Annotated in this window: 8 protein-coding genes and 1 tRNA gene; 3 read left to right on the top strand and 6 right to left on the bottom strand. The window is 71.8% G+C overall.

Annotated elements, in window-relative coordinates; translation table 11 throughout:
- The first annotated feature begins 172 nt into the window (after positions 1 to 172).
- Positions 173 to 247, top strand: a tRNA-Cys gene (locus AC068D_RS19715).
- A gap of 410 nt (positions 248 to 657) precedes the next feature.
- Entirely contained in the window at positions 658 to 1,200 is a 543-nt protein-coding gene (locus tag AC068D_RS19710) for a sugar O-acetyltransferase (RefSeq protein WP_478824290.1), read from the top strand.
- Positions 1,201 to 1,345: 145 nt separating this feature from the next.
- On the opposite strand, the gene AC068D_RS19705 is transcribed toward AC068D_RS19710, so the two are convergent.
- The 6 genes from AC068D_RS19705 to AC068D_RS19680 all read right to left on the bottom strand — a co-directional run bounded on the left by AC068D_RS19705 (position 1,346) and on the right by AC068D_RS19680 (position 9,613).
- Complete coding sequence (locus AC068D_RS19705) at positions 1,346 to 3,676, bottom strand: xanthine dehydrogenase family protein molybdopterin-binding subunit (protein ID WP_478824289.1); 2,331 nt, start codon at positions 3,674 to 3,676, stop codon at positions 1,346 to 1,348.
- Entirely contained in the window at positions 3,673 to 5,196 is a 1,524-nt protein-coding gene (locus AC068D_RS19700) for a (2Fe-2S)-binding protein (RefSeq protein WP_478824288.1), read from the bottom strand. Before AC068D_RS19700 ends, AC068D_RS19705 begins: the two co-directional genes overlap by 4 nt.
- Complete coding sequence (locus AC068D_RS19695) at positions 5,193 to 6,071, bottom strand: FAD binding domain-containing protein (RefSeq protein WP_478824287.1); 879 nt, start codon at positions 6,069 to 6,071, stop codon at positions 5,193 to 5,195. The genes AC068D_RS19700 and AC068D_RS19695 overlap by 4 nt, the downstream gene beginning before the upstream one ends.
- Positions 6,072 to 6,359: 288 nt before the next feature.
- Positions 6,360 to 8,042 carry a beta-N-acetylhexosaminidase gene (locus tag AC068D_RS19690; RefSeq protein WP_478824286.1) on the bottom strand — a complete coding sequence of 561 codons (1,683 nt, stop codon included), beginning with the start codon at positions 8,040 to 8,042 and terminating at the stop codon, positions 6,360 to 6,362.
- Between the two features lie 675 nt (positions 8,043 to 8,717).
- Complete coding sequence (locus AC068D_RS19685; protein ID WP_384931106.1) at positions 8,718 to 9,008, bottom strand: DUF3039 domain-containing protein; 291 nt, start codon at positions 9,006 to 9,008, stop codon at positions 8,718 to 8,720.
- A gap of 44 nt (positions 9,009 to 9,052) precedes the next feature.
- Positions 9,053 to 9,613, bottom strand: coding sequence for a YqgE/AlgH family protein (locus AC068D_RS19680; protein WP_478824285.1), 561 nt, complete (start codon positions 9,611 to 9,613; stop codon positions 9,053 to 9,055).
- Between the two features lie 287 nt (positions 9,614 to 9,900).
- Here AC068D_RS19680 and murA point away from each other — a divergent pair, with 287 nt between their 5' ends.
- A complete protein-coding gene (gene murA / locus AC068D_RS19675; RefSeq protein WP_478824284.1) occupies positions 9,901 to 11,241 on the top strand; it encodes a UDP-N-acetylglucosamine 1-carboxyvinyltransferase in 1,341 nt (446 codons plus the stop codon).
- Positions 11,242 to 11,357: the final 116 nt, after the last annotated feature.

The raw sequence follows: 11,357 nt of genomic DNA, 5'->3' as shown, positions 1-11,357 counted from the left end.
GCCCTACGCCCATGGTCCCCGGGTGAGCCCGCCACGGACACATGGACTCCCATGAACGCCCGTGAACGCCCGTGAACGGCGTATGGCGGTCGCGTTGCAGCAGCGGCGCCGCCCTTGAGCGGCTCCGCACCGGCCTCCTACGGTCGATGCGTACGACGGATACGACGCACACGGCCGTGTGCCCGAGTGGCTCAGGGAATCGCCTGCAAAGCGATGTACGCCGGTTCAATTCCGGCCACGGCCTCCAGGGCCGCGCGACGGCCGCCCCGCATCAGGGGCGGCCGTTTCCGGGCCCCCGGCCGGGACCGGGACAGCGGTCACCTCAGCGGTGCCGGCCGGCTGGCCGGCGACTGTGCGAGCGGCGGACGGGCGGCCGTGTCCGGTGACCCTCAGGCTGCCGGGACCGGGACACCGCTCTACGCGAAGTCACCGCCTCGGTGTCGTTCTGACAGCACGCCACCCGGCCGCCCGAGCACGGAAGCGGCCAGGGCCGAGGTCGTGTCCGGGCGCTCTTTGAGGCTCGGCCCGCGGCGTCGGATGCATGGGGTCCCCCAGGCCCGCCAGGGGGACCCCTCATTTTCGCCTCCTATGCCACCCCTTGGCTTTGATCATCCGGTGAGTCTTGTCCAGTCACTGGTACACAGAAAGGATCGTGGCATGTCCAGCGACCGTTTCATGCGCATCCATAGCGCCGAGTTCCAGGCCATGGCCGAGAGGGTCCTGCGTGTCACCGAGCTCACCTCCCGCCTGAACGCCCTGCCTTTCGAAGACGAAGCGGGCAAGGCGGAACTGTTCGAACAGATACTCGGCAAGCCACTGGCGCCGAAAGTCACGATCTATCCGCCGTTCTTCACGGACCATGGCCTGAACCTCGACCTCGCCGAACGCGTCTTCATCAACCAGAACTGCACGTTCCTGGACTATGCCGGCATCCGTCTCGGCGAGCGCGTGATGATCGGACCAAAGGTCACGTTCATTACCAGCGGCCACCCGGTTGATCCCGAGGAGCGGCGGCTGTACCTGACCGGCGCACCCATCGACGTGGCGGAGAATGTGTGGATCGGTGCCGGTGCCACGATCCTGCCCGGCGTCAGCATCGGCCGTGACGCCGTGGTTGCCGCCGGCGCGGTCGTGGCCGATGACGTTCCGCCGGCAAGCTTGGTGACCGGTAGCAAAGCAACCGTGCACCGAAAGTGGTGACGGCCTCTTCGGAGCCACGCCGAGTCCCGACTACGGGCGGTCATGAACCCCATCGGAAGCCTGGAGCTTCTCCCCGAAGCAACTGGCTCCAGTACAGAGGGCAAGAGACCCTCCGCTAGCTCACCGACCCCTTGGAATCAATCATCTAGGTGTTGGGCAGCGCGACGGCCGCTTGCGGTCGGATCGGAAGTCGGTTGACCGGGCGGCCCGTTGCGGCGCGGACCGCGGACGCGATGGCTGCCGGCGAGGTGACCACCGGGACCGCACTGGCCGCCTTGGCACCGAAGGGGGCCACCACGTCGCGTTCCTCGACGAGTTTGACGATACGAATGTCCGGAGCGTCGAGGGATGTCGGAAGGGCGTACCCGGTGAGATCCGGGTGGCGGATCAGGCCCCGGGCGGTGCGGAGGTTCTCGGTGAGGGCCGCGCCGAGGCCCTGGGTGACACCGGCCTCGATCCGGGCCCTGAGCTGGGTGGGGTTGAGGACGCGGCCGACGTCCTGGGCGACAGCGAGTTCGACGACGCGGACGGAGCCGAGTTCGATGTCGACGTCCACGACCGCGCGGATCGCGCAGAAGGCGAGTCCGACGAAGGCGTCGCCCTGACCACGGTCGTCGAGGGGCTCGGTGGGGTGGGGACGGCACTGGGCGGTGGCCCAGAGTTCCTTGCCGTCCATGGCCTCGGTGACCGTCGTGGACAGAACGCCGTCGTAAGAAGTGATCTTGCCGTCGGTGATCTGCAGCAGCTCGGTGGACATGCCGAACTTGTGGGCCAGGGGCTGGAGGAGCTGGGTGCGGACCATCTTGGCCGCGCGCTCGACCGCGCCGCCCGATACCCAGGTGTGACGACCGTGGGTGGCCGCTCCCGCCGGGGGCTGGTCGGTGTCGACGGGAGCGACATGGACCTCGTCGATGCCCAGGGTCTCCTGGACGATCTGGCGGGCGAGTGTGGAGAAGCCCTGACCGGTCTCCACGGCCGCGCAGATGACCGTGGCAACGCCGTCCTGGACCTTGACCGTTGCCGTCGAGACCTCGTCGGTGCCCTCCGCGCCGAGCATGTGGACCATGCCGAGGGCGTAGCCCACGCCACGTCTCACTGCGCCGGGTTCGCCCGCGCCCTCGGGTCCGCCGGGCAGGAGCCAGGCGTCCTCCGGGGAGTCCTTGGGCAGTGCGGGGAGCGGGAAGTCGCGGACGGCGTGGAGCAGTTCAGCGACCGGGGCGGGGCAGGTGACGCTCTGGCCGGTGGGGAGGATGTCGCCCGTCGCGAGGACGTTGCGGAGACGGATCTCGGTGGCGTCCAGGCCCAGCTTCGCGGCCAGTTTGTCCATCTGGGCCTCGTACGCGGCGCACACCTGCATGGCGCCCTCGCCGCGCACATGGCCGGACGGCGGGTTGTTGGTGCGTACGGCCCAGCCCTCGATGAAGGCGTGCGGGACGACGTACGGACCGCAGGCGAAGGCGACAGCGGCGGCCAGTGACTCGGACGAGGCATCGGAGTACGCGCCGGCATCCAGCAGGATCTGGGCCTCCACCTTCACCAGGCGGCCGTCGGCGTCCGCGTGGTGGCGGTACCGGAGCAGGGTGGGGTGGCGGTGGGCGTGGCCGAGGAAGGACTCCTCGCGGGTGGCCGTCAGCTTCACCGGGCAGCCGGTCTTCAGCGCCAGCAGGCCGAGCGGGATCTGGAAGCCCGGGTCCTCGCGGTCGCCCGTCGCGCCGGGCACGCCGGTGACGACCAGCTTCACCTGCTCCGGCGGCAGACCGAAGCAGGCGGCGGCCAGATCCCGGTCGGTGTGGGGGTCGGTGGACGCCGTGTAGATCTCGACACCGCCGTCGGGACGCGGCACGGCGAGACCCGCCTCGGCCCCGACGGGGGCCGGGTCCTGGCGGCCGATCCGGTACAGGCCCTCGACGACGGTCGCCCCGGTCGCCTCCGGGTCGCCGTAGCTGAGCGGGATGTGGCGGATCAGATTGCCGTCGGGGTGCAGCGGGTCCGCGGCAAAGGCCTTCTCCGGGTCGGTGACCGGCTCGAGGATCTCGTAGTCGACCATGATCGCGGCCGCCGCGAGACGCGCGGTGTCGGGATGGTCCGCGGCGACCGCCGCGATCGCCTCACCGTGGTGGCGGACGGTCTCGGACGCGAAGACCGGGCGGTCCGCGACCCGGCGGCCGTACGCCGCGTCTCCGGGTACGTCGGCGTGGGTGATGACGGCCCGCACGCCCGGCATGTCGGCCGCGGCGGTGGTGTCGATGGCCGTGATGCGGGCGTGGGGGTGCGGGGAGCGCAGGATCGCGGCCCACAGCAGGCCCTCTGCCCACAGGTCGGAGGCGTACGGGAACGTGCCTTCGGTCTTGGCGCGGGCGTCGGCCTGCGGGAGGGATGCGCCGAGGCCGTGCGCGGGCGGTTCCTGCTGGGGGCCGTCGACCGCCTGGGGCGTCGCGGTGGCCGCGGGGGGCGCAGTGGCCGCGTCGTTGCTCACGCCATGCCTCCGTCATGCGGGTGGGGCTGCACACTACCCGCCCCGGGGGGCGCCTGGTGCGGGATGCGAGCCGCTTCGTCGGCGGCGGGCTCGGCAGCGGCCGCGACGCTCGCCTCGCGCTCGGCGACGACCTCGCGCACGGCGTCGAGGACGCCGCGGTAGCCGGAGCAGCGGCAGAGGTTGCCGCAGAGCGCCTGTCGCGCCTCCAGCTCGGTGGGGGCGTGGTTGCCCTCCAGCAGGTCGTGGACGGTCATGGCCATGCCGGGGATGCAGTAGCCGCACTGGACGGCACCGCACTTGGCCAGGGCGCGCTGGACATCGGACGGTTCCCCGTCCACGGCCAGGCCCTCGACGGTACGCACCTCGGAGCCGGCCGCCGTGGCCGCCGGAACGAGGCAGGAAGCGACGAGCCGGCCGTCCACCTGCACGTTGCACGCGCCGCACTCGCCCTGCGAGCAGCCGTCCTTGGCGCCGGCGAGGCCGAGGCGCTCGCGGAGCACGTAGAGCAGCGACTCGCCGACCCAGGCGTCCGTGACGGGACGGTCGGCGCCGTTCACGCGAAGGACGTAGGAGGTGTGGGGGTGCTCGTCGCTGAGGAGGGAGTCGGAGACGGGGGCCGGGGCTTCGGCTCCTGCACTCGTCGCCGGCACGTCCGCCTCGGCCTCGCCCGCCGCGGTCTCCGCGTGCGGGCCGGCTTCCCGGGCCGTCGCCGCAGCGTCCTGCTCGGGTGCGGGTGCCGACTCGGCGGTCGCAGCCTCGGGGCCCGTTCCGTGAGTCTGCCCGTCGGCCGTCCCTGCCGGGTCCTCCGGCATCGTCGCCCAGGGCGCGGGAGCACCGCCGGGCAGCGTCGCAGGGTAGGCCGTGGCCGCCGCCTCCGGTGCGGGCCCGGCGGCCGGCTCCTCGGCCGGCTCGGGACCGGGGGCGGGCTCCGGATTCGTCGCCCACGGTGCGGTGGCGCCGCCGGGCAGCGTGGCCGGAGGTGTGCCGCCACCGCTCCACTGGGAGGCCAGCACCGATGTGGTGAACTCGCCGGACTCGTCCGAAAGGTCGCCCTGGGCCACCGGGATCGTCCACTGGCCGGTGAGCTCGGTCGGCCCGTCGGCCCCCGGCGCCGGCTCCGCGACCTCCGCGAAGGTCCACTGCTGCGTCGCGTGCGGATCATGGGCCGCCGCGGCGTCCCGCGGCTCCTGAGCGGGCTCGGGCCAGGAGTGTGCGTCCCCGCCCGCTGCGCCGCCCTCGGCGCCGCCCGCGAGTTCCTGGGGCACGCTCCACGTACCCGTCGCCCCCGGGTCCGCCGTCGGGGTCAGCGGTGAGATCGGGGGCGGCACATAGCCGTGCCCCGGCGCCGCGAGCGGTGCGTCCAGCGCGCCGTCCGGGGGCAGCTGGACGAACGCCGTCATGTCGGAGTCGTACTCGCCCTGCGGGATGGGCTGCCAGCGGCCCTCGTAGCGCTGCCCCTGCCTCTGCGGCTGCGGCGGCTGCTCGTTCGGCTGCTGCGAGTCGTTCTCGTCGGTGCTCATGACAGCGCCCTCCCCAGTGCTCGTCGGGCCAGCGCGGCGACCGTGCGCCGCAGATGCAGGATCGCGGGCGGCATCTGCTCGTCGCCCTGCGGATCGGGAATGCAGGCCGCTGCGACGTACTCCCCGAAGGCGGCCAGCGCCTCGGGCGCCAGCGCCCGCTCGCCGTCCCAGTCGATCAGCGACGCGATCCAGCGTTCGGCCTCGAGGGGGCGCAGCGGCATGGGCGCGATCGCGCCGACCGCACAGCGCACTCCTCGCCGCGCCGGGTCGAGGACGACGGCGACGGACGCCGACGCACGGCCGGGGCCGGTACGGCCGGTTGCCTTGAGGAACACCTGCGGGGCGTGCAGCAGCGGCACGCGTACGAAGGCGATCAGCTCGGCCGGTCCCAGCATCTCCCGGCCGGCCAGCAGATGGGAGACCGGGATCTCGCGGCCGGCACCGCCCGGACCCGCGATGACCAGGTCCGCCTCCAGGGCGGCGAGCACGGGAAGGGCGTCGCCCGTGGGTGCGGCGCTGGCGATGTTGCCGCCGAGCGTGCCCGCATTGCGGATCTGCGGCGGCCCGGCGGCTCGGGCGGACGCGGCGAGTGCGGGGATGAGCGCGGCGAAGTCGGGCCGGCCCATCCGGGCGTGGGTGAGGCCGGCACCGAGCAGCGCGTGGCCGTCCTGGTACTGCCAGCCGCGGATCTCGTTGATGCGGCCGAGGCCGACGAGGCCGGCGGGCCGCAGCCGGCCCTTGTTGACGGCCGCCATCAGGTCCGTGCCGCCCGCGACCGGCACGGCGGCGGGCATGGCGGTGAGCGCCGCCACGGCCTCGTCGAGCGAGGTCGGCAGCGTCACGGACTGCGCCGCCTGCGGTGCGTGCGTGGTCAACCCAGCTGCCCCTTCCCGGTGTCCCCGGCTGTCCGTCTGTGTTGCCGTACCGTACGTGCTCACAGCCCGGACGTGGCAACTCTGGCACATCTTCCGAGCAGTCAGACGTGAGGGTCCGCGAAGGGCACATCCGTCCGGGACATCCAGAAGAAGGTGGATAGTCCGTTTTGCCGTGACGGTGGCGTCACGTGCGGGTTGCCGCTCTTCAGCGCTCCTTGTACGACTTTTCCCTGCGACTGTCCACGGTGCCAGGGACTCGTACGCGCGGCACCCGTCTTGAGACAGGGCTCACACGTTTGGGGGCGCCCCCTCGATCGGGCGTCCGAGCACACCCGGACGCTTCTGCCACGGCAACGGGCCTCCGGGCGGCCGGTAGTCGACGCCGAGCGCGTCAAGACGCCTGTAGTGGGAGGACATTCGGCGCTCGAAATCCCCGATGTCACGGTCGTCGGGTGCGGGGAGCGAGGACCAGGCGACCTCGGCGAAGGCGGCCAGGCGCGGGAAGACCTGGTAGTCGACGCGGGAGCGGTCCTGCATGACCTCGGTCCAGGCGTTGGCCTGGGCGCCGAGGACATGGCCCGCCGCCGGGGTGCCGGCGATTTCCGGTGGAACGGGCTCGAAGCGGTAGACGTCCTCCAGGGTGCGGACGTACCCGATCGGCATCGGCTCGTCGTCGCCCGGTGCCTGCCGGTGGTCGAGATAGACCTGCTGCTGGGGGCACATGACGACGTCGTGGCCGGCCCGGGCGGCGGCGATCCCGCCGGCGTACCCGCGCCAGGACGAGACGGCGGCGCCGGGTGCGAGGCCACCCTCGAAAATCTCGTCCCATCCGATGAGGCGGCGGCCCCGCGCGGTCAGCCAGCGGTCGAAATGGCGGATGAACCAGGACTGGAGCCCGTCCTCGTCGGCAAGCCCGAGCTCCCTGATGCGCGCCTGGGCGGCCGGGGACGCCCTCCACTGGTCCTTGGGGCACTCGTCGCCCCCGATGTGGACGAAGGGGGACACCTCTGCGGGGAAGAGATCGAGCACCTCCTCGAAGACCCCTTCGTAGAAGCGGAGGACGGCGTCGGTGGGGGCGAGGACATGCGGGCTGACTCCCCAGTCGTCCAGGACGGAAAGGGGTGTTGTGCCGGTGACGTCGGTGTTGCCCAGTTCCGGATAGGCGGCGATGGCAGCCTGCGAGTGACCGGGGATGTCGATTTCCGGAACCACCGAGATGTGTCGTTCGGCGGCGTACGCGACGATTTCACGGATGTCGTCCTGCGAGTAGTAACCGCCGTGCGGCTTCTCGTCCCAGAGCTCCGAGGCCCGGTGGCCCCATTTCGTGCGCGAGCGCCGGGCACCGACCTCGGTGAGGCGCGGATGGCGATTGATCCGGATGCGCCAGCCCTGGTCGTCGGTCAGATGGAGATGGAAGACGTTGAGCTTGTGCGCGGCGAGCAGGTCCAGGTAGCGCAGGACGTCCTCCTTGGGGAGGAAGTGGCGGGCGACATCGAGCAGGAGACCCCGCCAGCGGAAGCGGGGCGCGTCGTGGATGGTGACGGCGGGGACTTCCCACTCCGCTTTCCTGGCGACCGGGGCCCGGCGGAAGGCGTCCGGACCGAGCAACTGCCGGAACGTCTGGGCGCCCCAGAACACACCCGCCTCGCCGGCCCCGTCGATGGCGACGACGTAACCGTCGGCCGTGAAGCGGTACGCCTCCGGGCTGCCGAGCTCTTCGGCGAGCGACGGGACGATGCGCAGCAGAATGCGGTTCCAGTTGTCCGTGTGCGGTGCGAGCGGATACCCGGTGGCCGCGCCGACGGTCGTTCGGAGCCACCGTGCGACCCGCTCGGTGCCGGGGTGCGCCTCGATCTCGGTCTCGGCATCGATGACATATCCCGTGCCGCCGCCGGGCAGCGAGGCGGACAGCCTCAGCGGAGCCGGGATCAGCCCCACTTCCGGCTTCGGGAATCGGGGATGGCCGCTCATGCCGTCGCTCCTTCACCGCTCGGCCCGGGCCCGGGACCGGGCGCCGCTGTACGAGCACGAGGAAGACGAGTACCGGAATCGTCCTCATGCCGGACACCGCCATGGTCCCACCCGGTCGTCCGTCCGGCCGGCTCGAACTCCGCCCCGGCGCCGGGGGTTTCGGCCGACGGCTCCGCGGATGGCCGCTCCCCGTCCGCGTACGCCCGCGCACCGGCTGCGGCGAGCCGGGGTCGCCTCCGCCGGGAGCCCTCGGCCGCAAGGGACTTCACCGGCTCCCTCGCAGCGATGCGGTGTGAACCGCCCTTCAGGGCACCGATGTTGCCGCCTCCCATGACGCCGGGGCGTTCGCGCCCGGCGACTCGTCCGGCAGCAGCACCCGCACACAGCCGCCGTTGGCACCCTCGTCGCACACCGCGCCGGCTGAAGGCACCGCCGGTCGCCGGCGCCGATCGGCTTTGCCGCCTCGCCCGTGGCGAACGCGGTCGCCCGCCCCCGCACCCGTGCGTCGCTCCGCGCAACGACGCGGGGCCGGCGGCCGGCGGGACTCGAGCACGGCCCCAGGAGACCCCGGCCACTCCGCGCGCGGCGAGCGGCGGCGCGCCCCGAGCGAACGCAGACGGCCTCCGAGGCGCACCGCAGCGCGCCCCGGAGGCCGTCCCGAAAAGGAAGGACCGGTTACTTGTCCTTGCCGCCCTTGTCCTTGTCCTTGTCGCCGCCAGGACCCATGGACTCGTAGATCTCCTTGCACATCGGACAGACCGGGTACTTCTTGGGGTCGCGCCCCGGCACCCAGACCTTTCCGCACAGCGCGACCACCGGAGTGCCGTCGAGGGCACTCGCCATGATCTTGTCCTTCTGGACGTAATGGGCGAAGCGCTCGTGGTCGCCGTCGCCGTGCGACACCTGTGGTGTCGGCTCCACGAGGGTGCCCGTACCTGCCCCGCGCTCGGGCTCGAGAGTGCTCATAAGTGCCAAGGGTACTGAAGGGCGACCGGTTCGGGGTGCGGGGTTCAGTTGAGCGAAGGATCGTCGGGGTAGGTGGCAACCATCGCCAGCTCGTTGCGCTGGCGGCGCAGAACCGACCGCCACAGACTCTCGGGCCGGGGGGACGACACATCGCCCGGCTCGGACTCGACGACGTACCAGGCGCCCTCGGTGAGCTCGTCCTCCAGCTGGCCCGGCCCCCAGCCCGCGTACCCGGCGAAGATGCGCAGGGAGCCGAGGGCCGACGCGAGCAGCTCCGGCGGAGTCTCCAGGTCGACGAGGCCGATCGCCCCGTACACCCGGCGCCAGCCCAGCGGGCCCTCGTCGCCGGGGATGACTGCGACACCGAGCGCAGCATCGAGCGAGACGGGGCCGCCCTGGAAGACCACACCCGGCTCGCCGGCCAGACCCGCCCACGGTTCCAGGATGTCGCCGACGCCGACTGGGGTCGGCCTGTTCAGGACCACGCCGAGCGACCCCTCCTCGTCATGGTCGAGCAGGAGCACCACCGCGCGGTCGAAGTTCGGGTCCGCGAGGGCCGGAGTGGCGACGAGCAGCCGCCCTGTGAGGGAGGACACCTCGGTCATGCGAGACATGATCCCGCATATTCGCCCTCTGCGGGGAGCGGGCGGCGCTGTGTGAACCGACGCAGCTCAGGGCGCACCGCGGCAACGGAAGGGCGCGGAGCCCGGAAGAAACGGATGGTGACCCTCCGCAGGTGCGCCCGAACGGAGCGTATTGTGCCGAATTCATTACGGATACGGGTTGCCCTTGGCCTTACGAAGCAGGGGTAGGAGGGCCTTAACCTTTTCCCTGGCCCCCTGCCCGCCTCCCCCTCGCTCCGCTGGGGGGACCCCTTCGGAACGCGAGATTCATGACCGGCACAGACGATGTACTGCTTGTCCACGGCGGAACCCCGCTGGAGGGCGAGATCCGCGTCCGCGGCGCCAAGAACCTGGTGCCGAAGGCCATGGTCGCCGCGCTGCTCGGCAGTGAGCCGAGCCGGCTGCGCAACGTGCCCGACATCCGCGACGTGCGAGTCGTGCGAGGGCTGCTGCAGCTGCACGGTGTGACGGTGCGCCCCGGCGACGAGCCCGGCGAGCTGATGCTCGACCCGACGCACGTCGAGAGCGCCAACGTCGCCGACATCGACGCCCACGCGGGATCCTCACGGATCCCGATCCTGTTCTGCGGACCGCTGCTGCACCGTCTGGGGCATGCGTTCATCCCGGGGCTCGGCGGCTGTGACATCGGCGGCCGGCCGATCGACTTCCACTTCGACGTGCTGCGCCAGTTCGGCGCGAAGATCGAGAAGCGGGCGGACGGGCAGTACCTCGAGGCGCCGCAGAGGCTTCGCGGATGCAGGATCCGGCTGCCGTACCCGTCGGTCGGCTCGACCGAGCAGGTGCTGCTGACGGCGGTGCTCGCCGAGGGCGTCACGGAGCTGTCGAACGCGGCCGTGGAGCCGGAGATCGAGGACCTCATCTGCGTGCTGCAGAAGATGGGCGCGATCATTTCGATGGACACCGACCGGACGATCCGGATCACCGGTGTCGAGCGGCTCGGCGGCTACACCCACCGGGCGCTCCCGGACCGTCTCGAGGCGGCGTCCTGGGCATCGGCGGCGCTGGCGACCGAGGGCAACATCTATGTCCGCGGCGCCCAGCAGCGCTCGATGATGACCTTCCTGAACACGTACCGGAAGGTCGGCGGCGCCTTCGAGATCGACGACGAGGGCATCCGTTTCTGGCATCCGGGTGGCTCGCTCAACGCAATCGCCCTGGAGACGGACGTTCACCCCGGCTTCCAGACCGACTGGCAGCAGCCGCTGGTCGTGGCGCTCACGCAGGCGGCAGGGCTGTCGATCGTGCACGAGACGGTCTACGAGTCCCGTCTGGGCTTCACATCGGCGCTCAACCAGATGGGCGCACACATCCAGCTGTACCGGGAGTGCCTGGGCGGTTCGGACTGCCGCTTCGGCCAGCGGAACTTCCTGCACTCGGCGGTCGTGTCGGGCCCCACGAAGCTCCAGGGCGCGGATCTCGTCATCCCCGACCTCCGCGGTGGCTTCTCGTACCTGATCGCGGCGCTGGCCGCGCAGGGGACGTCCCGGGTGCACGGGATCGACCTGATCAACCGGGGCTACGAGAACTTCATGGAGAAGCTGGTGGAGCTGGGCGCCAAGGTCGAGCTCCCGCGGGGCGCCGTCGTCTGAGCCGGGGCCCGGGAGGGCCTCGCACCGATCGTCCCCGAGCGCCGGACGTGCTGGACCACCAGCCCGTCCGGCGCTCGGCCGTTTCCGGGCCGCGCACGATCGCGAGGACGCGCCGC

This window comes from Streptomyces sp. NPDC043861, assembly GCF_056435905.1.
The sequence above is the reverse complement of the archived record's forward strand: the minus strand, read 5'-3'. Positions and strand labels throughout refer to the sequence as shown.

Excerpts from the sequence above, each read along its gene's own strand:
- AC068D_RS19710 (WP_478824290.1), top strand. The coding sequence starts at position 658 with ATGTCCAGCGACCGTTTCATGCGCATCCATAGCGCCGAGTTCCAGGCC.
- AC068D_RS19700 (WP_478824288.1), bottom strand. The coding sequence starts at position 5,196 with ATGAGCACCGACGAGAACGACTCGCAGCAGCCGAACGAGCAGCCGCCG.
- AC068D_RS19690 (WP_478824286.1), bottom strand. The coding sequence starts at position 8,042 with ATGAGCGGCCATCCCCGATTCCCGAAGCCGGAAGTGGGGCTGATCCCG.
- AC068D_RS19685 (WP_384931106.1), bottom strand. The coding sequence starts at position 9,008 with ATGAGCACTCTCGAGCCCGAGCGCGGGGCAGGTACGGGCACCCTCGTG.
- AC068D_RS19680 (WP_478824285.1), bottom strand. The coding sequence starts at position 9,613 with ATGACCGAGGTGTCCTCCCTCACAGGGCGGCTGCTCGTCGCCACTCCG.
- murA (WP_478824284.1), top strand. The coding sequence starts at position 9,901 with ATGACCGGCACAGACGATGTACTGCTTGTCCACGGCGGAACCCCGCTG.